At 72.4% G+C, this 24816-nt stretch carries 18 protein-coding genes; 14 read left to right on the plus strand and 4 right to left on the minus strand.

The features are described from left to right. Nucleotides 1-6 precede the first annotated feature (6 nt). From gatA to ACIO1C_RS27860, 5 genes are all read left to right on the plus strand, one after another. On the plus strand, nt 7-1536 hold the full coding sequence (gatA, locus tag ACIO1C_RS27840) for an Asp-tRNA(Asn)/Glu-tRNA(Gln) amidotransferase subunit GatA (protein ID WP_401868272.1): 1530 nt from the start codon (nt 7-9) through the stop codon (nt 1534-1536). After that, a complete protein-coding gene (locus ACIO1C_RS27845) occupies nt 1533-1775 on the plus strand; it encodes a hypothetical protein (protein ID WP_401868275.1) in 243 nt (80 codons plus the stop codon). The genes gatA and ACIO1C_RS27845 overlap by 4 nt, the downstream gene beginning before the upstream one ends. A gap of 17 nt (nt 1776-1792) precedes the next feature. Then, on the plus strand, nt 1793-3301 hold the full coding sequence (gatB, locus tag ACIO1C_RS27850) for an Asp-tRNA(Asn)/Glu-tRNA(Gln) amidotransferase subunit GatB (RefSeq protein WP_401868277.1): 1509 nt from the start codon (nt 1793-1795) through the stop codon (nt 3299-3301). Between the two features lie 116 nt (nt 3302-3417). After that, the gene (locus tag ACIO1C_RS27855; RefSeq protein WP_401868688.1) at nt 3418-4695 is read left to right on the plus strand and encodes an SLC13 family permease; all 1278 of its coding nucleotides are present in this window, start codon (nt 3418-3420) and stop codon (nt 4693-4695) included. Nucleotides 4696-4952: 257 nt separating this feature from the next. After that, nucleotides 4953-6383 (plus strand): ricin-type beta-trefoil lectin domain protein, encoded by a 1431-nt coding sequence (locus tag ACIO1C_RS27860; RefSeq protein WP_401868279.1) that lies wholly within the window; start codon nt 4953-4955, stop codon nt 6381-6383. A gap of 115 nt (nt 6384-6498) precedes the next feature. On the opposite strand, the gene ACIO1C_RS27865 is transcribed toward ACIO1C_RS27860, so the two are convergent. After that, the gene (locus tag ACIO1C_RS27865) at nt 6499-7425 is read right to left on the minus strand and encodes an oxidoreductase (RefSeq protein WP_401868282.1); all 927 of its coding nucleotides are present in this window, start codon (nt 7423-7425) and stop codon (nt 6499-6501) included. A gap of 151 nt (nt 7426-7576) precedes the next feature. Here ACIO1C_RS27865 and ACIO1C_RS27870 point away from each other — a divergent pair, with 151 nt between their 5' ends. The 6 genes from ACIO1C_RS27870 (at nt 7577) to ACIO1C_RS27895 (ending at nt 15784) form a co-directional block, all read left to right on the plus strand. Next, the gene (locus ACIO1C_RS27870; protein ID WP_401868285.1) at nt 7577-8227 is read left to right on the plus strand and encodes a TetR family transcriptional regulator; all 651 of its coding nucleotides are present in this window, start codon (nt 7577-7579) and stop codon (nt 8225-8227) included. A gap of 68 nt (nt 8228-8295) precedes the next feature. Next, the gene (locus ACIO1C_RS27875) at nt 8296-8916 is read left to right on the plus strand and encodes a TetR family transcriptional regulator (RefSeq protein WP_401868288.1); all 621 of its coding nucleotides are present in this window, start codon (nt 8296-8298) and stop codon (nt 8914-8916) included. 139 nt (nt 8917-9055) lie between these two features. Further along, the gene (locus ACIO1C_RS27880) at nt 9056-11371 is read left to right on the plus strand and encodes an MMPL family transporter (RefSeq protein ID WP_401868290.1); all 2316 of its coding nucleotides are present in this window, start codon (nt 9056-9058) and stop codon (nt 11369-11371) included. A gap of 117 nt (nt 11372-11488) precedes the next feature. Beyond that, the gene (locus ACIO1C_RS27885; protein ID WP_401868292.1) at nt 11489-12142 is read left to right on the plus strand and encodes a hypothetical protein; all 654 of its coding nucleotides are present in this window, start codon (nt 11489-11491) and stop codon (nt 12140-12142) included. A 241-nt stretch (nt 12143-12383) separates the two neighbouring features. After that, a complete protein-coding gene (locus ACIO1C_RS27890) occupies nt 12384-12557 on the plus strand; it encodes a hypothetical protein (protein WP_401868294.1) in 174 nt (57 codons plus the stop codon). Nucleotides 12558-12757: 200 nt separating this feature from the next. Beyond that, nucleotides 12758-15784 carry an AAA family ATPase gene (locus ACIO1C_RS27895; RefSeq protein ID WP_401868690.1) on the plus strand — a complete coding sequence of 1009 codons (3027 nt, stop codon included), beginning with the start codon at nt 12758-12760 and terminating at the stop codon, nt 15782-15784. Between the two features lie 45 nt (nt 15785-15829). Here ACIO1C_RS27895 and ACIO1C_RS27900 read toward each other — a convergent pair whose 3' ends face one another. The 3 genes from ACIO1C_RS27900 to ACIO1C_RS27910 form a co-directional block, all read right to left on the minus strand. Then, a complete protein-coding gene (locus ACIO1C_RS27900) occupies nt 15830-16084 on the minus strand; it encodes a DUF6191 domain-containing protein (RefSeq protein ID WP_401868692.1) in 255 nt (84 codons plus the stop codon). 37 nt (nt 16085-16121) lie between these two features. Further along, complete coding sequence (locus ACIO1C_RS27905) at nt 16122-17309, minus strand: PQQ-dependent sugar dehydrogenase (protein WP_401868694.1); 1188 nt, start codon at nt 17307-17309, stop codon at nt 16122-16124. 127 nt (nt 17310-17436) lie between these two features. Beyond that, on the minus strand, nt 17437-18447 hold the full coding sequence (locus tag ACIO1C_RS27910) for an aldo/keto reductase (protein WP_401868297.1): 1011 nt from the start codon (nt 18445-18447) through the stop codon (nt 17437-17439). Nucleotides 18448-18561: 114 nt separating this feature from the next. Between ACIO1C_RS27910 and ACIO1C_RS27915 the strand changes: the two genes are divergently transcribed. The 3 genes from ACIO1C_RS27915 to ACIO1C_RS27925 all read left to right on the plus strand — a co-directional run bounded on the left by ACIO1C_RS27915 (nt 18562) and on the right by ACIO1C_RS27925 (nt 24792). Further along, nucleotides 18562-19503: a 2-hydroxyacid dehydrogenase gene (locus ACIO1C_RS27915; protein WP_401868299.1), complete on the plus strand. Its 942-nt coding sequence runs from the start codon at nt 18562-18564 to the stop codon at nt 19501-19503. 186 nt (nt 19504-19689) lie between these two features. Then, entirely contained in the window at nt 19690-22731 is a 3042-nt protein-coding gene (locus ACIO1C_RS27920) for a putative bifunctional diguanylate cyclase/phosphodiesterase (RefSeq protein ID WP_401868302.1), read from the plus strand. Nucleotides 22732-22941: 210 nt separating this feature from the next. Then, complete coding sequence (locus tag ACIO1C_RS27925; protein ID WP_401868304.1) at nt 22942-24792, plus strand: acetolactate synthase large subunit; 1851 nt, start codon at nt 22942-22944, stop codon at nt 24790-24792. Nucleotides 24793-24816 lie beyond the last annotated feature (24 nt).

Raw genomic sequence — 24816 nt, forward strand, 5'->3', positions numbered from 1 at the left:
ACAGCCATGACGGACAGCAACACGGATGGCGGCACGACCATCAAGACCGACATCATCAGGCTCACCGCGGCCGCGATCGCCGAGAAGATCGCCTCGGGCGAACTCACGGCCGTCGAGGTCACCGAGGCGCACCTCGCCCGGATCGAGGCCGTGGACGAGAAGGTCCACGCCTTCCTCCACGTCGACCGGGAGGGCGCGCTCGCCCAGGCCCGCGCGGTGGACGCGCGGCGCGCGGCCGGCGAGGAGCTGGGCCCGCTCGCCGGGGTCCCGCTCGCGCTCAAGGACATCTTCACCACCGAGGGCGTGCCGACCACCGTCGGCTCCAAGATCCTCGAAGGCTGGATCCCGCCGTACGACGCGACGGTCACCAAGCGGCTCAAGGCCGCGGGCGTGGTCATCCTCGGCAAGACCAACATGGACGAGTTCGCCATGGGGTCCTCCACGGAGAACAGCGCGTACGGCCCCACCGGCAACCCGTGGGACCTGACCCGGGTCCCCGGCGGCTCCGGCGGCGGTTCGTCCGCCGCGCTGGCCTCGTACGAAGCACCCCTGGCCATCGGTACGGACACCGGGGGCTCGATCCGCCAGCCCGCCGCGCTCACCGGCACGGTCGGCGTCAAGCCGACCTACGGCGGGGTCTCGCGGTACGGCATGGTCGCCTTCTCGTCCTCCCTCGACCAGGGCGGCCCCTGCGCCCGTACGGTCCTGGACGCGGCCCTGCTCCACGAGGTGATCGCCGGACACGACCCGATGGACTCCACGTCCATCGACGCGCCGGTCCCCTCGGTGGTCGAGGCGGCCCGCAACGGCTCGGTCGCCGGGATGCGCGTGGGCGTTGTCAAGCAGTTCTCCGGCGAGGGCTACCAGGCCGGGGTCGTCCAGCGCTTCGACGAGGCGGTGGAGCTGCTCACCAAGCTCGGCGCCACCGTCGTGGAGCTGGACTGCCCGTCCTTCGACCTCGCGCTGTCGGCGTACTACCTGATCGCGCCGTCCGAGTGCTCCTCGAACCTCGCGCGGTTCGACGCCATGCGCTACGGCCTGCGGGTCGGCGACGACGGCACCCGGTCGGCCGAGGACGTCACCGCCCTGACCCGCGAGGCGGGCTTCGGCGACGAGGTCAAGCGCCGCGTCATCCTCGGTACGTACGCGCTCAGCTCCGGCTACTACGACGCGTACTACGGCTCGGCCCAGAAGGTCCGCACCCTCATCACCCGCGACTTCGAGAAGGCCTTCGAGCAGGTCGACGTGATCGTCTCCCCGACGACCCCGACCACCGCCTTCCCGATCGGCGAGCGCGCCGACGACCCGATGGCGATGTACCTCGCGGACCTGTGCACCATCCCGGCCAACATGGCGGGCAACGCGGCCATGTCCCTGCCCTGCGGCCTCGCGCCGGAGGACGGCCTGCCGGTCGGGCTCCAGATCATCGCCCCCGCCCTGAAGGACGACCGGCTGTACAAGGTCGGAGCCGCCGTCGAGGCCGCCTTCGTGGAAAGGTGGGGGCACCCGCTGCTGGAGGAGGCACCGTCACTATGAGTAACACGATCAGCAAGGCCAAGGGCTTCAAGAAGTCCAAGTCCGCCAAGTACCTGTCCATGGTCACCACGGCCGCCAGCGCCGTCACCGTCGCCAAGCAGTTCAAGAAGGCGCGTGCCGAGCAGGACACGCTCCGCCTCGTCGATGCCGCCATCTCCGCCGCGGCCATCGTCACCGGCCTGGCGATCGTGTACCGCGAGCTGAAGCGCCTGGGCGACGACGACGTCCTGCTGGGCTGAGAGGGAATGTTTCAACCGTGACCGTCACTGAACTCGTGCCGTACGAGGACGCCCTCGCTACGTACGATCCCGTCATGGGCCTGGAGGTCCATGTCGAGCTCGGCACCAGGACCAAGATGTTCTGCGGCTGCTCGACCGAGCTGGGGGCCGACCCCAACTCGCAGACCTGCCCCACCTGTCTGGGTCTGCCCGGCTCGCTCCCGGTCGTCAACGCGATCGGGGTCGAGTCGGCGATCAAGATCGGCCTCGCGCTCAACTGCGAGATCGCCGAGTGGTGCCGCTTCGCCCGGAAGAACTACTTCTATCCGGACATGCCCAAGAACTTCCAGACCTCGCAGTACGACGAGCCGATCGCCTTCAACGGCTACCTGGACGTCCAGCTCGCCGACGGCGAGGTCTTCCGGGTGCAGATCGAGCGCGCCCACATGGAGGAGGACACCGGCAAGTCGCTGCACGTCGGCGGCGCCACCGGCCGTATCCACGGCGCGTCCCACTCCCTGCTCGACTACAACCGCGCCGGGATCCCGCTCATCGAGATCGTCACCAAGCCGATCGAGGGCGCGGGCGCCCGGGCCCCCGAGGTCGCCAAGGCGTACGTCGCGGAGCTGCGCGAACTCATCAAGGCGCTCGGGGTCTCCGAGGCGCGCATGGAGATGGGCCAGATGCGGTGCGACGTGAACCTGTCGCTGCGCCCGCACGGCCGCGAGGAGTTCGGCACCCGCTCCGAGACGAAGAACGTCAACTCGCTCCGGAGCGTGGAGCGCGCCGCCCACTACGAGATCCAGCGCCACGCCGCGGTGCTGGACTCGGGCGGCACGATCGTCCAGGAGACCCGCCACTTCCACGAGGAGGACGGGTCCACCACGGCCGGCCGCATCAAGGACAACGCGGAGGACTACCGGTACTTCCCGGAGCCCGACCTCGTACCGGTCGCCCCCGCCCGTGACTGGGTCGAGGAACTGCGCGCCGGGCTGCCCGAGATGCCGCGCGCGCGACGGAACCGGCTCCGCGAGGAGTGGGGCGTCACCGAGCACGACATGCAGTCGATGCTGAACGCCGGCGCGATCGAGCCGATCGTCGCGACGATCGCCTCGGGCGCCCCGGCCGACCAGGCCCGCAAGTGGTGGATGGGCGAGCTGGCCCGTAACGCCAACGAGTCGGGCCGCGCGCTGGACGAGCTGCCCATCACCCCGGAGCAGGTGGCCCGGGTGGCGGCGCTGGTGGTGTCCGGCGATCTCAACGACAAGCTGGCCCGGCAGGTCCTGGACGGCGTTCTCGCCGGCGAGGGCGACCCGGACACCGTCGTCGAGAAGCGCGGCCTGAAGGTCGTCTCCGACGAGGGCGCGCTGGGCCTGGCCGTGGACGAGGCGATCGCGGGCAACGCGGCGATCGCCGACAAGATCAGGGCGGGCAAGGTCGCCGCGGCGGGCGCGCTGGTCGGCGCGGTCATGAAGGCCACGCGCGGCCAGGCGGACGCGGCGCGGGTGCGCGAGCTGATCCTGGAGAAGCTGGGAGCCGAGGGCTGATCCTCGGTCGGGGCGGGGGCTGACCCCGCGCTGTACGTGTACGTATGCCACCGGGGGTGGCGCACCTGACGGGTGCGCCACCCCCGAGCCATGCCGGGTGCCTTCAGGAGTGCGCTCTGAACGTCGTTGTCGCGGAAACCGTCTCCGTCGCGCTGCTGCTGGCCGTGCTGGCGTTCGCCGTCGTACGCCCCCGCGGGTGGCCGGAGGCGGTCGCCGCCGTACCCGCCGCGCTGCTGCTCGTCGCCCTCGGTGCCGTATCGCCGCACGAGGCGTGGCAGCAGACGCACAGCCTGCTGCCGGTGGTCGGCTTCCTCGCGGCGGTGCTCGTCCTGGCCCAGCTCTGCGCCGACGAAGGGCTGTTCAAGGCGGCGGGGGAGCTGGTGGCGCGGGTGTGCGGGCGCCGGCCCCGGCGGCTGCTGGGCGGGGTGTTCGCCGTGGCCGCCGTCATCACCGCGATCCTCAGCCTGGACGCGACGGTCGTGCTGCTCACACCGGTGGTGTTCGCGACTGCCGCCAAGCTCGGTGCCCGGCCCCGGCCGCACGTCTACGCGTGCGCCCATCTCGCCAACTCCGCCTCGCTGTTGCTGCCGGTCTCCAACCTCACCAATCTGCTGGCGCTCACGGCGAGCGGGCTGTCGTTCACGCGGTTCGCGCTGCTGATGACACTGCCGTGGATCGCGGCGGTGGGGGTGGAGTACGTGGTCTTCCGGCGGTTCTTCGCGGCAGACCTCGATGCGGATGCGGATGCGGACACCGGCGTGGGCACCGATCCGGTACGCGAAAAGACCACCCCCGTCCCCGTGTTCACCCTCGTGGTCCTCGGCCTGACCCTCGCCGGGTTCGTGGTCACCTCGTTCGCCGGGATCGAGCCGGTCTGGGCGGCGTTCGCCGGTGCGGTCGTCCTCGCCGTCCGCGCCCTGGTGCAGCGCCGTACGACCGTGCCCGGTCTCGTCCGCGCGGCCTCGCCGCTCTTCTGCCTCTTCGTCCTCGCGCTCGGCGTGGTGGTCAAGGCCGTCGTGGACAACGGCCTCAACACCGGGATCGAGCGCCTGCTCCCGGACGGCTCGTCGCTGGCCGCGCTGCTGGCGATCGCCGCGGTGGCCGCCGTCCTGTCCAACCTGATCAACAACCTCCCCGCGATCCTGGCCCTGTTGCCGGTCGTCGGGCCCGCAGGGCCAGGCCCGGTCCTGGCCGCGCTGATCGGGGTCAACCTCGGTCCGAACCTCACCTACGTCGGCTCCCTGGCGACCCTGCTGTGGCGGCGCATCATGCACGAGCACCACACCGAACCGGAGTTGGGCCTCTTCACCAGGCTGGGCCTGCTGACCGTGCCCGCCACGCTCCTGGTCTCGACGGCCGGGCTCTGGCTGTCGCTGCTCGCGTTCGGAAGCTGAGCCCGCGACGGCCCCCCTGGTTGTCCCGGGACGGTAAACAGCCGTCAAAAACCCGGTCTGCAACTCCTGTGGTCGGTGGACAAGCCATTGACGCACCGTTGGTCTAGTCCTTTACTCGTTCCCATACCGGCCGGTTCACATGAACGGTCTCCGTTCTTTCACCTGAACCACGACGGCCGATCCCCGTCCGCTCATTTCGGTACTTGTCTGCGCTCCACCCCCACGTGTGTATTGATGCGTCCATGACAGGAGTTTCCGTGTTCCGATCCTGTACGAGAGCGCTGGCCGCGGTTCCGGCCGTCCTCGCCCTGGCCGCCACCGCGGTAGTCGCCACCGCCGGCGGCGCCAGCGCCGCGGCCAACCCGGGCCCCGGCTTCCCCGCCCAGTACGCGGCGCCCTACATCGAGACCTACGCCTCGCCGTCGGCGATGGCCAACGCCCGCAACGCCACCGGGCTCAAGTACTTCACCCTCGCCTTCATCATCGACGGCGGCGGCTGCAACGCCACGTACAACGGTGACACCCCCATCACCGACGCCGGCTGGACCTCGGCGATCAACGCCAACCGCGCCGCGGGCGGCGACGTCATCGCCTCGTTCGGCGGCGCCGCGGGCACCGAGCTGGGCCAGGCCTGCACCTCGGTGGCCGCCCTCAAGACCCAGTACAAGCGTGTCATCGACGGCCTCAACCTCACCCGGGTCGACTTCGACATCGAGGGTGACGGGGTCATCGACGACGACGCGGCCAACGACCGCCGCAACAAGGCGCTCGCCCAGCTCCAGCAGGAGTACGCGGCGGCGGGCCGGAAGCTGGACGTCCAGTTCACCCTGGCGACCGACCCCACCGGTCTGCCCCAGGACCAGCTCGACCTGCTGACCAACGCCAAGAACAACAACCTCACCGTCAACCTCGTCAACCTGATGACGATGGACTACGGGCCGGCGATGGACATGGGCAAGGCGGCCACGGACGCGGCCACCGCGCTGCACGCGCAGCTCGGCCGGATCTGGACCACCAAGACCGACGCGCAGCTGTGGGCGATGGAGGGCAACACCCCGATGATCGGGGTGAACGACACCACGGCCGAGGTGTTCAGCACGGCCAACGCGAACACCCTCACGGCCTTCGCCAAGGCCAAGGGCATCCAGGAGCTGGCCTTCTGGGCGCTCGGCCGGGACAAGGCCTGCGCGACCAACGGCACCCTCTCCGACACGTGCAGCGGCACCTCGCAGAGCGCCTGGCAGTTCTCCAGCACGTTCAACGGCGTCACGGGCGGCGGCGGCACCACCCCGCCGCCCACCGGCGCCACCGGCAAGATCACCGGTCTCGGCGGCAAGTGCGTCGACGTGAACGCGGCGAGCAACGCCAACGGCACAGCGGTGCAGCTCTACGACTGCAACGGGTCCACCGCCCAGCAGTGGACGGTGTCCACGGACGGTACGGTCCGCGCGCTCGGCAAGTGCCTCGACCTCGCCGCGGCGGGGACGGCGAACGGCACCAAGGCCCAGTTGTACGACTGCAACGGCACGGGCGCCCAGCAGTGGCAGAAGGGCAGCGGCAACACGCTGGTGAACCCCGTGTCCGGCAAGTGCCTGGACGTCGTGGACAAGTCCACGGCCAACGGCGCGCGGCTCCAGATCTGGACCTGCGCGGGCGGCACCAACCAGCAGTTCCTGCTGCCCGCCTGACGACCGGCCGCCGATTCCGATCGGTGGAGCCGGACCCGCGTGGCCCCGGGGTGACCTCACCCTCCGGGGCCACGCGCGGGTCGGGGGCCGGGGAGGCAGGGCCCGGTGGCCCGGGTCAGGACCAGCGGTAGCACACGTGGGTCTGTTCCTCCGAGTCCGTCCACAGGGTCGCCGCCAGCCGGGCGTCGGACGCCGCCGCCGGGAGCTTGGCGGGCTGCGGGGTCTCGGGCGCGCCGCGCCTGCCGCCCGGCTCGTAGTAGCCGCCGGGGGTCACGTCCCGGGCGGTCGCCGCGTACAGCGAGGGCAGCGCGGCCTCCTCCGTACTGGAGCCGACGACCCGGCCGAGAGCGAGCTTCGACAGGCGCCGGGTGAGGCCGGAGCCGTGCTGCTGGAGCCCGGTGAAGGCCGAACCCGGGTGGATGACCACGCTGGTCAGGGGCACACCCGCCGCGTCGGCGCGGCGCTGGAGCTCCTGGGCGAAGAGGATGTTGGCGAGCTTGGACCTGGCGTACGAACTCATCGGCCGGTAGCGCTTCACGCTCTGCGGATCCTCGAGGTCGCCGGTGAAGGCCCTGGCACCGGCGATCACCGCGCTGACCGTCACCACCCTCGGCGCGGGCGCCTTGAGCAGCAGCGGCAGCAGGCGTCCGGTGAGCGCGAAGTGGCCGAGGTGGTTGGTGCCGAAGGTCAGCTCGAAGCCGTCCTTCGTGACGCGGCGCTCGGGGATGGCCATCACACCGGCGTTGTTGACCAGCAGATCCAGCGGGCGGCCGCTCTCGGTCAGCCGGCCGGCGAAGGCCGCGACGGAGGACAGGTCGGCGAGGTCGAGCACCTCGGCGCGGACCGTGGCGCCGGGGACGGCCCCGGTGAGCCGGTCGGCGGCGGCGCGGACCTTGTCGGCGGAGCGCCCCGCCAGCACCACCTCGGCGCCCGCGCGCGCCAGCTCGACGGCGGTGACCTCGCCGATGCCGGTGTTGGCGCCGGTCACGACGGCGAGGCGGCCCTGCTGGCGGGGAAGGTTCTGTGGGGACCACTCGGACATGGGGCGGATCACTCCTCGGGACGGACAAGTGCCTGGTGAGATAAGCGCGTAAGTAAGTAACTGACTGTCCAGTTACTTGACTGTAGACCCTGCTCTCCGGCGGATGCAAGGCCGACGCAACCGACCGGTTGGTCAGTTGTACGGTGGATCCATGCCGAGAGACCCGCACGCCACGAGGAACCGCCTGCTGGAGGCCGCGACGGAGGAGTTCGCCGCGTACGGGATCGCCGGTGCCCGGGTGGATCGCATCGCGGTCGGCGCGGGGGCGAACAAGAACCTGATCTACGTGCACTTCGGCAGCAAGGAGGGGCTGTTCGCGGCCGTGGTGGAGCGGGCCGTCGGGGAGCTCCTGGAGACCGTTCCGATCACGCCCCACGACCTGCCCGGCTACGCGGGCGCCCTCTTCGACTTCAACATGAGCCATCCCCGCCTGGTCAGGCTGGCGCGCTGGTACGGGATGGAGCGGCCGGGCCGCCAGGCCGAGCTGCCGCTCGCGGCCGAGTCGACGCGCGCCAAGCTCGACGCGGTGGCCGCGGCGCAGGCGGAGGGCGCGGTGTTCGCGGGGCTGCCGCCCCGGCTGCTCCTGCCGCTGCTGTTCTCGATCGCCATGACCTGGTCGGACGGCGGGGTGGAGCCGTCGGCGCGGGACGGCGCGGACGGCGGGGCGGACGGGGCGGACGGCGGGGCGGACGGGGCGGACGGGGGCGTGGAGGGCGAGCGCGAGGACCGGGCCGCGGCCGTCGCGCTCGCCGCGCGCCGGCACGCGGTGGTGGTCGCGGTGGACCGCCTCGTCCGGCCGTAACGCCACGGGTGACTGACCATTCAGTTACGGACCGCCCCGCACCGCCTGTCCTTGTCTACGATGAGGCGGTGCCCCGAGACTCCCGTACGACCAAGGCCGGCCTCCTGCGCGCGGCGACGGACGAGTTCGCCGAGCACGGCATCGCCGGTGCGCGGGTGGACCGGATCGCCGCGGCCGCCGGGTACAACAAGAACCTGATCTACGTGCACTTCGGCAGCAAGGACCAGCTCTTCGACGCGGTGTACGAGGCCGCCGTCGCGGACATCCTGGCCGCCGCGCCCTTCGACGCCGACGACCTGCCTGGGTACGCGGGCGCGCTCTTCGACTTCCACTTCTCCCACCCCCACCTCATGCGGCTCGCGCGCTGGCACAGCCTGGAGCGTCCCGGCGAGGTACTGCCGCTCGCCGAGCGGGCCAACGCGGAGAAGCTGAGGCTGCTGTCGGCGGCCCAGGGCGACGGCCGGGTGGACGCGGGCCTGCCGCCCCAGGCGGTGCTCGCGCTGCTGGTGGGCATGGCCACGACGTGGGGCGAGGGCAGCCCGGAGCCGGGGGGCGCGGCCGGGAGCGCGGCGGAGATCGCCGCGCGCCGGCACGCGGTGGTGGTCTCGGTCGGCCGCCTGACCCGGCCGTACGGCGCGGGTCCCGCCGACGCGGCTCCCGTGGAAGTTCCCGGCCGGCGCACACTGTGAGTAACCCCACGAAGCGGACAATTGATCATTATCGGCTGCGAGAGTGGCTCTCCGTAGGTCACGCGCTCTTCACCCCGGATTCCCCCGCCGCACGACGGGTGTTCACGGTGCGGAGCCACGAACCCCTGGGAGCACCCTCTTGGCAGCCCTCGCGCGATGGTGCGTCAGGCATCGCCTGCTCGCTGTCCTCCTGTGGCTGACCACGCTCGGCGGCGTCACGGTGGCGGCCCAGGTGATGGGGTCCTCGTACTCGAACGACTACGACACCTCAGGCAGCGAGTCCGGTCACGCGGCCCAGCTCCTCACCGAGAAGTTCCAGGGGCTCGGCGGCGACAGTGACTCCGTCGTCTGGCACACGGACCGGGGCTCGGTCCGTACGGGCGAGGTCCGCCAGGACATGAGCAGGACGCTCGCCACGATCGCGAAGCTTCCCGGAGTCTCGTCCGTCGTCAGCCCGTACGCGCCCGACGGCGACGGCCGGATCAGCCAGGACGGCCGTACCGCCTACGCGACCGTCACCTTCGACCGGCAGGCCGACGACCTCCCGAAGGCGCGGGCCCAGGCGGTCGTCGACACCGCCAAGTCCGCTGCCACGGACACCCTCGACGTGGACCTGGGTGGTGACGCCGTCGCCCTCACCGAGGGCTCGACGGGCGCCCACCGGACCGAGATCGTGGGCGTGGTCGTCGCCGCCGTGGTCCTCTTCCTCGCCTTCGGCTCGCTCGCCGCCAGCGCGCTGCCCCTCGCCACCGCGCTCGTCTCGGTCGGCACGGCGTACGCGGGCATCGTGCTGCTCGGCCATGTGATGACCGTCGCCGACTTCGCGCCGATGCTCGGCCTGCTGATCGGGCTCGGCGTCGGGATCGACTACGCGCTGTTCATCGTCACCCGCCACCGCAAGGGCCTCAAACGCGGGCTCACCGTCACCGAGGCCGCCACGAACGCCGTCGCGACCACCGGCAGAGCCGTCGTCTTCGCCGGGGCCACCGTCTGCATCGCCCTGCTCGGCATGCTGGTCCTCCGGCTCGGTTTCCTCAACGGCGTCGCGATCGCCGCGTCCCTCACCGTCGTGCTGACGGTCGCCGCGTCCGTCACCCTCCTGCCGTCCCTGCTGTCGTTCACGGGGATGCGCGCGCTGAGCCGGCGCGAACGCGCGCGGCTCGCCACCCGTGGCCCCGAGCCCGAGGTCCCCGGCGGCTTCGCCGTCCGGTGGTCGCTCTTCGTGGAGCGCCACCCCAAACTGCTGGGCGCGGTCGCCGCCGGGGTGATGCTGCTCCTGGCCCTGCCCACGTTCTCCCTCCACCTCGGCACCTCCGACCAGGGCAACGACCCCGCCGCGACCACCACCCGGCAGGCGTACGACCGGCTCGCCGAGGGGTTCGGCCCCGGCGTCAACGGGCCGCTCGCCCTGGTCGCGCACCTCGACGGCGCGGACGACCGGCTCGCCATGGACCAGCTGCCCGACCTGCTCCGTACGACCAAGGGGGTGGCGTCCGTCGGCCCGATCATGTTCAACGGCAGCGGCGACACCGCGTCGCTCACCGTCGTACCGACCTCGGCCCCGCAGTCCCGGCAGACCAGCGAGCTGGTCGACCGGTTGCGTACGGACGTGGTCCCACGCGCCGAGACCGACACCTCCTTGGAGGTGTACGTCGGCGGCGTCACCGCCAGCTACGACGACTTCGCCGGCACGATCGTCGGCAAACTCCCGCTCTTCGTCGGGGTGGTGATCACCCTCGGCTGTCTGCTCCTCCTGCTCGCCTTCCGCTCCCTGGGGATCCCGCTCAAGGCGGCGGTGATGAACGTGGCCGCCGTCGCCTCGTCCTTCGGGGTGGTGGTCGCGATCTTCCAATGGGGGTGGGGGAGTGGGCTGCTGGGGCTCGGCGGGGGCGGGCCGATCGAACCCTTCCTCCCCGTGATCATGGTGTCCGTCCTCTTCGGGCTCTCCATGGACTACCAGGTCTTCCTGGTCAGCCGGATGTACGAGGAGTGGCTGGAGACCGGCGACAACAGACGGGCCGTACGGGTGGGACTCGCCGAGACCGGACGGGTGATCAACTCGGCGGCCGTCATCATGATTTCGGTGTTCCTGGCGTTTGTCCTCAGCGGCGACCGGGTCATCGCGATGTTCGGCATCGCGCTGGCCGCCGCGGTCGCGCTGGACGCGTTTGTCCTCCGTACACTGCTGGTGCCGGCGCTCATGCACCTGCTCGGCGGCGCCAACTGGTGGCTCCCGAAGCGGCTGGACCGGTGGCTGCCACGGATCAGCGTCGAGGCACCCGAGTACGGCTCCCGTTCGACGGTCCCCGGACAGCGCCCCTCGGCGCGGGCACCGCACGAGGCACGGCACCGGGTGACGGCCGTGAAGAGAGAGTCCGCCGTGAAGAGAGAGCCTGCGGTGACGAGGGAGTCCGCGGTGACGAGGGAGTCGGATGTTCGCGACATCACTGGGTGACGGTGCGGAGCCGCGCCCCCCGGAGCCCTGGCAGGAAGTCCGCCGGGGGTTGAGCCTCTTCCGGTCAGTTTCGGCGTTCTCAGGAAGTTCTCAGACTTCGCCCCTAGCGTGCGCCGTATGAACCCCACCTCCAAGACCCAGACCCCCGAGCCGGAGTCGTCTCAGGACCCCACGCCTGAGAACGCCGCGGCCACCGCGCCCACGGCCGGGGAGAGCGACGTGCGTGACGAGGCGGTGCCCGCGGCCCGTAAGGCGGACTCCTCCGAAGGGCCCGACGCGGCGGACGGCGCGCTGGTCGTCGAGTTCGACGACGAGGAGTCCGACGAGTCCGACGACGACTTCGCGGACGAGCTCGCCGCCGAGCGCGGCCCCTCCGGCCTGGGCTCGATGGCCGGGGCCTTCCTCGCGCTGGCCCTCGGCATCGTCGGCCTGACCGGCACCTGGTTCGGCAAGGTCCTCTCCGAGCGCGAGGCGCTCTCCGGGCAGGTCAAGCTGGACCAGAGCGCCACCGCCGCCAAGCAGATCTCCGAGGGGTACGCGGACGCGTGGCACGCCTCCGCCGCCGCCAACGGCGTGGTCGCGCTGATCGCCCTGCTGGTCGGCGCGATCGTGGTGGCACTCCCGCAGCGGACCGGCTGGGTGCGTCCCGTCGCCATCGCGGGAGCCGTCCTCGGTTTTGTGGGCATCCTGGTCTCGGTCGGCATGTACTTCGACATCTTCGCGTCGATCCCGGTGCCGCCCGCGCCGCCGGCCGCCCCGGCGGCTCCGTAAGCACCCGGCGGACGACCCGTTTCCCGCCCGGCTCTTCCTCTCGGCCTAAGGCCCTCGCGCGCTTCGCCGCCGGGGCCTTAGGCCGTACCTATGCATCCGCGTCCGCACCCCCGCGCCCGGCCCCGCGCCTAAGGCCCCGGGGGTCCGGAAATGCGGCACTCTCCCGATGCGGGCGGACCCCGTGGGAGACGAAGGTGGAGGCATCACCAGACGCCGGAACCTTCGCCTCAGGGGGAACACCATGTTCGCGTACGAACTCCAGAAGATCCACACCGACGAACTGCTGCGCCGGGCCGCCCGGGGGCGGCTCGTCCAGGAGGCCCGCGCCGCCCGCCGTGAGGCGCGGCGAGCCGCCAGGGACGCCGGGGAGGGGCCGGTGAACCCCCTTCGCGAACGCTTCGCGCGCGCGGCATGAGGCCGCCGGCCGGACCGCCGCCCGTACCGGCGGCTCCAGCGGTGGCCGCTCCAGCGGTGGCCGCTCCAGCGGTGGCCGCTCCGGCGCGGGCCCTCGTGCCCGCGCCGGAGCGCGCGCCCGTCCACACGCGGGCGCGCACACGCGTCCCCGCGCCCGGCGCGCACGGACAAACCGGTACGCCGGGCTCGGGCAGTTGTGCGATGCTCGGCCGTGTGGATACCAGGTCCGTCAGCCCTGTGTTCGTCGGCAGAGCCGGCGAACTGACCGCTCTCACCGAAGCGCTCGCCCGCGCCGACGCCGGCGAGCCACAGGCCCTGCTCATCAGCGGTGAGGCCGGGGTCGGCAAGACCCGCCTGGTCGAGGAACTGCTCGACACCGCCTGCTCGGAGAAGGCCGTCGTCGCGGTCGGCGGCTGCGTCGAGATCGGCGCCGACGGGCTGCCGTTCGCCCCCTTCTCGACCGCCCTGCGCTCCCTGCTGCGCCGGCTGCCCGACGAACTGATCGCGGCGGCCGACGGCCAGGAGGGCGAGCTGGCCCGGATCCTGCCCGAGCTGGGGCAGTCGGGGCGGGAGGCGCTCGGCGAGGACTCCACGGCGCGCCTCTTCGAACTGACCGTCCGGCTGCTGGAACGGCTGGCGGCCGACCGTACGGTGGTGCTCGTCCTGGAGGACCTGCACTGGTCGGACGCCTCGACCCGGAACCTCCTCGCCTACCTCTTCCGCGCGCTGCGCCGGGGCCGGCTCGTCGTGATCGCCACCTACCGCGCCGACGACATCCACCGCCGTCACCCGCTGCGCCCGCTCCTGGCCGAGCTGGACCGACTGCGGTCCGTCCGCCACCTCGAACTCTCCCGCTTCACCCGCGCCGAGGTCGCCACGCAATTGGCCGGCATCCTCGCCGCCGAACCCGACGCGGCCCTGCTGGACGAGATCTTCACCCGCTCCGACGGCAACGCCTTCTTCGTCGAGGAGCTGGCCTGCTCGTACGGCACCGGCTGCCGCCCCGGCCTGAGCGAGTCCCTGCGCGACGTCCTGCTCGTCCGGGTCGAGGCGCTGCCGGAGAACGCCCAGCGGATCGTACGGATCGTCGCCGAGGGCGGCACCACCGTCGAACACCCGCTGCTGCTGACCGTGTCGCGGCTCGCCGAGGACGACCTCATCGAGGCGCTGCGGGCCGCCGTGGGCGCGAACATCCTGCTCCCGGTGGACGACAACAGCTACCGCTTCCGCCACTCACTGGTCCGCGAGGCGGTCAGCGACGACCTGCTCCCCGGCGAGCGCTCGCGGCTCAACCGCCGGTACGCGGAGGCCCTGGAGGCCCATCCCGCGTACGTCTGCGCCGATGTACGGACCACCCGCCTCGCCGGGTACTGGTACAACGCCCACGACGCGGCCAAGGCCCTGCCCGTCGTCCTGAGCGCCGCCGTCGAGGCACGGCAGCGGTACGCCCACTCCGAGCAACTGCGCCTGCTGGAGCGGGCCATGGAGCTGTGGGACGACGCCCCGCCGGAGGTGCTCGCCACGCTGCGGCCGCCGGACGACGCCGAGGTCTACCCCGCGTGCGCCGGCGGTACGAAGACCACCGCGCTCTCGTACCTCGACCTGATGGCGGAGGCGACCGTCGCCGCCCGCTTCGGCGGCGACCGCGAACGGGCCCTGGCGATCTCCAAGAAGGCCATGCGGGTCCTGGAGCGGGACACCGACCCGCTGCGCGCCGCGTGGTTCTGGACGCAGCGCTCCCGGCTCATGCAGGACCTCACCCGCGGCGACGGCTGGCAGGAACTCGCCACCGCCCAGGAGCTGGTACGCGGCCTGCCGCCGTCGGCCGTGCACGCCGACATCCTCGTCAACATCGCCAGCTGGGGCGCCCTGCACCGGCCCGGTCCCGAGGCCCTGGCCGCCGCCACCCGCGCCGTCGAGTACGCCGAGCTGGTCGGCGCCGAGTTCATCGAGCTGCACGCCCGGCTCACCCACGGCTGGCTCACCGCCGACGCGGGCGGCATCGAGGAGGGCCTCGCCGAGATGTACGCGGTGCGCGACCGGGCCGCCGAGATCGGCGCCGTCGGCATCATCGGCCGCGCCGGCACCAATCTGCCCTCCACGCTGGAGGCCGTGGGCCGCTCGGCGGAGGCCGTCGCCGCCGCCGAACTGGCGATCGCGGTCTGCCACCAGCGGGGGCTCGCCAACTCGGAGAGCTGGGTGCGCGGCAACCTCGCCCAGTCGCTCACGTCGCTGGGCCGCTGGACCGAGGCGGACCGGGTCCTCGACGAGGCGGCCGGGCTCGCCCACTCCCGCAAGACCCGCGGCCTGATCGCCGACCGCCGCGCCGAACTGGCCCTGCGCCGGGGCGACCTGGCCGAGGCGCGGGCCCAGGTGGACGCGGCCCGCGCGTTCTACGGCACCCACGACCCGCAGCCGCAGCACTCCATCTCGCTGTCGAGGATGGCGATGAGCGTGGCCGCGCGGCAGGGCAGGCTGGCCGACGCCCGCGCGGAGTTCGAGCAGGCCGTCGGACGGGGCTTCCCGCCGGGCACCCAGCGCTACGCGCTCCCGCTGCTGTGCGCGGCGGTGGCGATGGAGGCCGGGGCGCTGGGCCTGCCGGGCGCGGCGGGGGGCCGGGCGCGGACCCTGGCCGCCGTACGGGCCGAGGCCAAGCGGCTGCCGGCGATCGTGCCCGTCTGGCAGGCGTACGGTCTGCTGCTCGACGCCGAGCTGGCGCGCGCCGAGGGCCGTACGACGCCGGAACTGTGGGGGCGCGCGGCCGTCGCCTTCGAGCAGGTCGGACGGCCCTACGAGACGGCGCTGGCGCAGTGCGGCTGGGCCGCCGCCCTGCTGGACGCCCACGCCGACCGGTCCGCGGCGGCCGGCCCGCTGACCCGCGCGCACGCGCTCGCCGTCGGCCTCGGCGCCCGCCCGCTGGCCGAGGAGACCGGGCAGCTCGCCGCCCGGGCCCGTATCGCCCTCGACGGCGCGTCCGGCGCGGCCGCCCTCACCGGCGCGGCCACCGATCCCGTACGGGCCCTGGGCCTGACCCCGCGCGAACAGGACGTCCTGCGCCTGGTCGCCGCGGGCCACAGCAACCGCCGGATCGCCGAGGAGCTGTACATCTCGCCGAAGACGGCGAGCGTGCACGTCTCCAACATCCTGGGAAAGCTCGGCGTCTCCGGCCGCACGGAGGCCGCCGCGACGGCCCACCGGCTGCGCCTCTTCAGCGACCCGGCCGCCTGAGGTCCGTGGAGCCGGGCCGTTCCGTACCGCGGACCGTACTCCGGCTCACTTCTCGGGCGACGAGGCGGGCGGGGTGGGTGGCTCTGCGGAGGGGGCGGACCCGTCGGACGCTTCGGACTGGCCGGACTGCTCCGACGACCCGGTCTGCTCGGTGGGCACCCGTATCGTCACCTTCCCCGAGGCGAGGTCTATCGGTCCCCGCCCCGGGTCGTTCGCGTCGACGTCGACGCGGCTCAGCTCCAGCCGCTTCTGCTCCTCGGTGGTGTGCTTGCGGCCGGGGGCGAAGAGCTGCTCGATCATGTTGAACACGGACGGTCCACCTTCTCGCTACGGCTGGTCATGAGACCTCCAGCTGGAGAATCCTGTCGTCCCCCGGCTCCGGTGTTCCCCTGGTGTCCGTTTCGCTGGTCACCAACCACACTTTGTCGCCGCCCACCGCGAGAACCGTGCGCAGACGGCCGTACTTCCCCTCGAAGAACGCCTGGGGCGCCGCCGCGGATTCCCGTCCGTCCAGCGGGATCCGCCACAGCCGCTCGCCGCGCAGCCCGGCCATCCAGATGGACCCCCGCGCGTAGGCGATCCCGCTCGGGGACGCCTCGCTCGTCCGCCACTGGACCACCGGGTCCACGAACCCGGCCTTCCCGGCCTTCCCCTCGACGTCCGGCCAGCCGTAGTTCTTCCCCGGCTCGATCAGGTTCAGCTCGTCCCAGGTGTTCTGCCCGAACTCCGCCGCCCACAGCCGGTTCCCGGAGTCCCAGGCCAGGCCCTGCACATTGCGGTGGCCCGGTGAGTACACCAGCGAGTCCGGCACCGGATTGCCGGGCGCGGGCGTCCCGTCCGGCGTCATCCGCAGGATCTTGCCCGCCAGCGACTTCATGTCCTGCGCGAGCCCCGTCTCGCCCGTCTCACCCGTGCCCGCGTAGAGCATCTTGTCCGGGCCGAAGGCGATCCGGCCGCCGTTGTGGATGGTGCCCTTGGGGATCGACCGCAGGACCGTGTCCGGCGCGCCCAGCTGCTCCCCGGACGGCCTCGTGTCGTCGTAGCGCATCCGCGCGATGCGGTTGTCGGACTCCGTCGTGAAGTACGCGTACACCAGGTGGTCCGAGGCGTACGCGGGGGAGAGCGCGATCCCCAGCAGACCCCCCTCGCCCTCGGGCGAGACGCCCGGCACCGAGCCGATCTTCGTCTGCTTCCCGCTGTCGGCGGCGACGCGCGTGATCGTGCCCTCGTCCCGCGAGGACACCAGCAGGTCACCGTCGGGCAGGGCGGCCAGGCCCCACGGCGACTTGAGCCCCTCGGTGAGCGTGCGCACCACCTTCGCCGAGCCCTTCGCGGGCGCCGCGGACCCGCTCGCCTCCGCGCCGGTGGACGGCGCGCCGGCCGACGCGCCCCCCGTACTCCCCGTACCCCCGGTGCCTTCCGTGCTCGACGCGGGGAGCGGGATCCGGCCGGTCCGCGCTCCGTCGCCGTCGGACGAGCACCCGGTGGCCACGAGAAGCACGGCAGCGGCCCATACGGCCGTCACTGCTGAACGTTGCACGGTTCTGATCCCTTCGGCGGGTGAGCGCTGCGGTTCCTACTGTTCTTACACCGCCGCCCCGTGCCAGGTTCCCACCGTCGGCCCATGGATTCCCGAATCCCACGACCCGCGCTCAGTCCCAGGACCCCCGCGCCGCCGGAAGGTCCGCCAGCTCCGCCAGGTCCGCCGCCGTCAGCGCCAGCCCCGCCGCGCCCGCGTTCTCCACCGCCCACTCCACCCGCTTGGTCCCCGGCACGGGCACCACGTGCGGCCCCCGGCCCAGCACCCACGCCAGCGCCACCTGCGCCGGGGTCGCGCCGTGCCGCTCCGCGACCCTGCGTATCCCCGCCACCAGCGGCTGGTTCGCTGCCATCATCTCCGCCGTGAACCGCGGATGCCTGGCCCGCGCGTCGTCCGGCTCGAAGCCCTGCCCCGGCGTGAGCGTCCCGGTCAGGAAGCCGCTGCCCAGCGGCATCGCCGCCAGGAACCCCACCCCCCGCGCCTCGCACCACGGCAGCAGCCGCTCCAGCGCCTCCGGCGACCACAGGGACAGTTCGGCCTCGACCGCGCTCACCGGGAAGACCTGCTGCACCCGTTCCAGCTGCCGGACGGTCGCCTCGTACGGCCGCGTCCGCGCACTCCGGCGGAAGGCCCGCGACGCCGTCGGCCCCGCCTCCACCGCGCACAGCCCGAGCGCCCGTACCTTCCCCGCGCCCACCAGCTCCGCCATGGCCCCCCAGGTCTCCTCGACGGGTATCTCGGGGTCCGCGCGGTGGAGTTGGTACAGATCGATCACCTCGGTCCGCAACCGCCGCAGCGAGGCGTCACAGGCCCGCTTCACATACCGGGGGTGGCCGTTGGCGACCAGATGCCGGTCACCCACCAGCAGACCGCACTTGGTCGAGACGAAGATCTCGTCCCGCCGCTCCCCGACCACCCGCCCCAGCAACAGCTCGTTGGTGAACGGCCCGTACATGTCGGCCGTGTCGAGCAGGCTCGTGCCGGCGTCGAGCGCCGCGTGCACGGCGCGCAGCGACCGGTCGCCGCGCTGCTCCGAGGCGGTGTACGCCCAGCTCATCGGCGCGCAGCCGAGCCCGATCGCGCCCACGTCGAGGGCCGCCGCACCGATGGTCCTGCGCTCCAACCGCCGTACCCCTTCTCGTTCCGCCCACAAGCTAACCCCATCGGCCGCCCGGCCCGCCGGGGGGCGGACCCCGCCGGCGGCGGCTCCGGACGGCCGTCGCATAGCCTCCTGGCCATGACTTCAGACATCTGGCTCCCGATACCGGCGGCCGAGATCGAAGGGCTCCCCGCCGGACCGCGCTACGTCCACTGGGACGGCGCGGAGGACTTCCCGGCGGATCCCGCCGACTGCGCCTTCTACGTGGTCCCGTACATGAAGGGCGCGGAGGTGGCGGTCCGGCCGCTCGCGCGGATGACGTCCGTACGCGTCGTACAGACGCTGTCGGCCGGCACCGACCACGTGCTGCCCGGCCTCGCGCGGCTGCCCGCCGGCATACGGCTGTGCAACGCGAAGGGCGTCCACGAGGCCAGCACCGCCGAACTCGCCCTCACCCTGATCCTCGCCTCCCTGCGGGGAGTTCCCGGATTTGTCGCGGGCCAGGAGCGTGAGGAGTGGCGCTCCGGTTTCTACCCCGCGCTCGCCGACAAATCGGTACTGATCGTGGGGTACGGGTCGATCGGCGCCGCCATCGAGGACCGGCTCACACCCTTCGAGTGCGCGCGGGTGGCGCGCGTCGCGCGCTCCGCCCGTGCCACGGAGCGCGGTGAGGTGCATCCGCTCGACGCTCTGCCCGCGCTGCTCCCCGAGGCGGACGTCGTCATCCTCTCGACTCCGCTCACCGAGGAGACGAAGGGCCTGGCAGGGGCGGAGTTCCTGGCCCTGATGAAGGACGGCGCGCTCCTCGTGAACGTGGCGCGCGGCGCCGTCGTCGACACCAAGGCGCTCCTCGGGGAGCTGGAAACCGGAAGGATCAGGGCCGCACTTGACGTCACCGAGCCTGAACCGCTCCCCCCGGGGCATCCGCTCTGGCATGCTCCGGGTGTTCTCATCAGTCCCCACGTGGGCGGGTCCACCTCCGCCTTCCTGCCCCGTGCCAAGCGGCTGCTCGCCGGACAGCTGACCCGGTTCGTGGCGGGGGAGGAACCTCACAACGTGGTGCACACGACAGGCCACTGACCCGGACCGGCCGCGTCGTGGATACACCCGGTACTCGCAACTCCCCCGCTGGTGACGGAGAGTAGAAGTGCTATGTCCCTGAGTGACGAGACTGGTGTATCGTCCCGATCTGGGGGTCGCGACGTGCGCAGGTGCGACGCGGGGAGAGATCAGACAGCGAGGGGGGCGACGGGCGATGTACGGCCGATGGACCGACCATCCGACGCGGCAGGGCCGCCGACGGCGACCTCCGGACGCCCCGCTGCGTACCGAAGGCCCGATCCCCGCCCCGCACGGCCCGGGATCCGCGGTGGTGACAGCGACGCTCGCCGGGACGCTCCGGTGAGCGCCGAGAGCGTGCTCCCCGCCCACCGGCCCACCCCGGGCGGTCTCGGTACGGGGCTGGTCGCCCAGCTCCTCCTCGCCCTGATCTGCGGGGGCTACGCCGCGGGCGCGGCCCTCGGCTGGGGATCCCCGGAACTGGCTCTGATAATGGGCGACTTCGGGCTGAGCCTCGCCGCGGGCCTCGCGGCCGTCTCCTGCTTCCTCTACGCACGCGGCCGCGACCGGCGCTTCCGCCCCGCCTGGCTGCTCTTCTCGCTGTCCTCCGCCATGGCCTCCTGCGGCAATGCAGTCTGGGGCTGGTACGAAGTGGTCCTCGACCGCCCCGTGCCGGGCCTGTCCCTCGCCGATCTCTTCTTCCTCTGCTTCGCGCCGCCCGCCATCGTCGGCCTGCTCGTCCTCGCCAAGCGCCCCGTCACGAAGGCCGGCTGGGTCTGCCTGGCCCTGGACTCCTGGCTCATCGGCGGCTCGCTGCTGACCCTCTCCTGGAGCCTCGCCCTCGCGCACAACGCGCACTTCCGCGGCGAGAGCGTCGCCCAGGCCGCCCTGTCCCTCGCCTACCCCCTGCTCGACATCGTGCTCGTCAGCATGGTGCTCGCCCTGCACTTCCGGCGCTCCACGGGCAGCCGCTCGGCGGTGAACACCGCCATCGCGGCCCTCGCGCTGACCGTGCTCTGCGACGCCCTGTTCACCTCGCCGCTGCTGCGGGCCACGTACCGCTCGGGACAGCTCCTGGACGCCGGCTGGTTCGCCGGCTCCCTCCTCCTCGCGTACGCGCCCTGGGGCGTGCGCCGCGGCGCGGACGCGGCACCGGACCCGCCGCCCCCGGTCCCCGCCCTCGCCCCGCCCGTCCGTCCCTCCAGCCGCCCCATCGCCGGCTCCCTGGCCGCGCTCACGCCGTATCTCGCCGCCGCCGTCTGCACGCTCGGGATCCTCTACAACGTCATCGAGGGCCGCCGGGTGGACCGGGTGGTGGTCCTCACCGGTTGTACGGTCGTGCTCGCCCTGGTCGTACGGCAGGGCATCATGCTCCTCGACAACATCGCGCTCACCCACGAACTGGCCCAGAAGGAGAACCACTTCCGCTCCCTGGTCCAGGGGTCCAGCGACGTCATCATGATCGCCGCGCCCTCCGGGACCCTGCGGTACGTCAGCCCCGCCGCGACCGGCGTCTACGGACGCGACGCCGAGGCCCTCGTCGGCGCCGAACTGGCCACGATCATCCACCCGGACGATCTCGGCCGGGTGCACCACGAGGTACGGCGATTTCTGGCCGCGCCTCCCACGGAGGAGCCCACGACCCGGATCGAGTGCCGCTTCAAGTCCGGCACCGGCGACTGGCTCAACGTGGAGTCCACCGTCAACCGCCACCAGGGCGGACTGATCTTCAACAGCCGTGACGTCACCGAGCGGGTCCGCCTTCAGGCGCAGTTGCAGCACAACGCCGAACACGACCCGCTCACCGACCTGCCCAACCGCGCCCTGTTCACCGAGCGCGTCCGGCTCGCCCTCTCCGGCCGCCGGGCGAGCGACCCCGGCACGGCCGTGCTCTTCATCGACCTCGACGGCTTCAAGAGCGTCAACGACCGGCTGGGCCACCAGGTCGGCGACGAACTGCTGATCCAGGCCGCCCGCCGGCTCCAGGACTCCGTCCGGGCCGAGGACACCGTGGCCCGGCTCGGCGGCGACGAGTTCGCGGCGATCGTCCTCGGCGACGGCGGCGACGACCAGACCGCCCGCGAGTACCTGGTCCACGAGATCGCCGACCGGCTGCGCCTCCAGCTCTCGCAGCCGTACCGCATCGAGGGCAACGACGTCCGGGTCGCCGCCTCCATCGGCGTCGCCTTCGCGGAGCCCGGCATCACCCCCACCGACCTGATGCGCAACGCCGACCTCGCCATGTACCGCGCCAAGGCCGGCGGCAAGGACCGCGTCGAGCTGTACGCCCCCCAGATGCAGGCCGACGTCGTCCGCAGGACGGAGCTGGCGGCCCGGCTGCGCACCGCGCTGCACGACGGCGAGTTCGCGCTCCTGCACCAGCCCGTGGTGCACCTCACCACCGGCCGGGTCTGCTCCGTGGCCGCCCAGGCGCGCTGGCGCACCGCCCAGGGCATCCTCTCCACGCCCGCCGAGATCCTGCGCGTCGCCGACGACAGCGACCGCACCGCCGAGCTGGGCCGCTGGCTCCTCGAAGAGGCCGTCGCCCAGGCCGCCGAGCGCACCGCGCTCGGCCATCCCGCCCCCGTCGTCGTACGGCTCCCGGCCCGCAGGCTGCTCGACCGGTCCCTGCCCCTCGGCTCGGTGGAGACCCTCCTCGCCCGCCACGGCCTGCCCTCCGGGGCGCTGGTCATCGAGCTGGCCGACAGCGACCCCCGCAGCTCCCTGGACGAGCTGGAGCACCGCCTCCTCGCGCTGCGCCGGCTCGGCGTACGGATCGCGCTCGACGGCTTCGGCAGCGGGTACGCGGCCCTCAACGCCCTGCGCCGCCTGCCCGTGGACATCCTGAAACTGGACCGCGGGCTGGTCGACGGGGTGGTGGAGTCCGCCCGGCTGCACAAGATCACCACCGGGCTGCTCAAGATCGCCGGGGACCTCGGCCTGGAGTCCGTGGCGGAGGGCGTGGACCTCCCCGAGCAGGTGGTGGCCCTCCGCGCCATGGGCTGCACACACGGACAGGGCATGGCCTTCTCCGGGCCCCTCGACGAGTTCCGGCTGCGCCGCGCCCTGGTGCGCGGCTCCTACCCGCTGCCCGGCGGCGCCCCGGGCACCCCCGGCGTCCCGCGGCCCGTCCTGAGCGGCGGCTCCCTGCCCGTCCGCTACACCCGCCCGCCGGGTGCTGACCGGATCCCGTACCCCTCCATCCCCGCCAGCCGCTCAAATAATGAGACGCCCGTCCCACCCACTTGACAGCCGTGGCGGGCCGGAGGGAGGGTCAATGCCATGCGCACCCGAATTCTCGTACTTGGCAAGCGCGTCGGCTGAAGCAGAGCCCGTACCGGCTCCGCAGACCGCACCCGACGCGCTCCCCTCGCTTGCCTCCCGGCACGAGGGGTTTTTTGTTGCACCGATACACCCCAAACCCTCGCGAACACCCTCAGCTTCGAGAAGAGAATGCCGATGACCGACCAGGCCACCGGGGCCCACCATCCGCAGCCGCGGGCCCGTACCGGCGGACCGTCCCCCGCCACCGTCGAGCACGTCACGGGCGCGCAGTCCCTCATCCGATCGCTGGAGGAAGTGGGGGCCGACACGGTGTTCGGCATCCCCGGCGGCGCCATCCTCCCCGCCTACGACCCGATGATGGACTCCACCCGCGTCCGTCACGTCCTGGTCCGCCACGAGCAGGGCGCGGGCCACGCGGCCACCGGGTACGCCCAGGCGACCGGCAAGGTCGGGGTCTGCATGGCGACCTCGGGACCCGGCGCCACCAACCTGGTCACCCCGATCGCCGACGCGCACATGGACTCCGTGCCGCTCGTCGCGATCACCGGCCAGGTGGCCAGCGCGGCCATCGGCACGGACGCCTTCCAGGAGGCGGACATCGTCGGCATCACCATGCCGATCACCAAGCACAACTTCCTGGTCACCAAGGCCGAGGACATCCCGCGGACCATCGCGGAGGCGTTCCACATCGCGTCCACGGGACGCCCGGGACCCGTCCTGGTCGACATCGCGAAGGACGCGCTCCAGGCCCGTACGACCTTCAGCTGGCCGCCCGTCCTGGACCTGCCCGGCTACCGCCCGGTCACCAAGCCGCACGCCAAGCAGATCCGTGAGGCCGCCAAGCTGCTCACCGCGGCCAAGCGCCCGGTCCTGTACGTCGGCGGCGGGGTCATGAAGGCCGGCGCCACCGCCGAGCTGCGGGTCCTCGCCGAGCTCACCGGAGCCCCCGTCACCACCACCCTGATGGCGCTGGGCTCGTTCCCCGACAGTCACCCCCTGCACGTGGGAATGCCGGGCATGCACGGTGCGGTCACCGCCGTCACCGCGTTGCAGAAGGCCGACCTGATCATCGCCCTCGGAGCCCGGTTCGACGACCGCGTCACCGGCAAGCTCGACAGCTTCGCGCCGTACGCCAAGATCGTCCACGCCGACATCGACCCGGCCGAGATCGGCAAGAACCGCCACGCGGACGTGCCCATCGTCGGGGACGCCCGCGAGGTCCTGGCCGACCTCGTGCAGGCCGTCCAGGCCGAGCACACCGAGGGCAACACCGGTGACTACAGCGCCTGGTGGAAGGACCTCTCCCGCTGGCGCGACACCTACCCCCTGGGCTACACCCAGCCCGAGGACGGCAGCCTCTCCCCGCAGCAGGTCATCCAGCGCATCGGCCAACTGGCCCCGGACGACACCATCTACGCGGCGGGCGTCGGCCAACACCAGATGTGGGCCGCGCACTTCATCGACTACGAGCAGCCCGCCACCTGGCTGAACTCGGGCGGCGCCGGGACGATGGGGTACGCCGTCCCCGCCGCGATGGGCGCGAAGGCCGGACAGCCGGACCGTACCGTCTGGGCGATCGACGGCGACGGCTGCTTCCAGATGACCAATCAGGAACTGGCCACCTGCGCCGTCAACAACATCCCCATCAAGGTCGCGATCATCAACAACGGCGCCCTCGGGATGGTCCGCCAGTGGCAGACCCTCTTCTACAACGAGCGTTACTCCAACACCGTCCTGCACTCCGGCAAGGACTCCGACGGCGAGGTCTGCCGGGGCACCCGCATCCCCGACTTCGTGAAGCTGGCGGAGGCCATGGGCTGCGTCGCGATGCGCTGCGAGTCCCCGGACGAGCTGGACGCGGTGATCGCCAAGGCCAACTCCATCAACGACCGTCCCGTCGTCGTGGACTTCATCGTGCACGAGGACGCCCAGGTCTGGCCGATGGTCGCCGCGGGCACCTCCAACGACGAGGTCATGGCCGCCCTCGGCGTCCGCCCCGACTTCGGCGAGAACCTGGACGACTGACGCCGGGACAGCAGGCGTCACACA

This window comes from Streptomyces sp. NPDC087420, assembly GCF_044744165.1.
GTDB lineage: Bacteria > Actinomycetota > Actinomycetes > Streptomycetales > Streptomycetaceae > Streptomyces.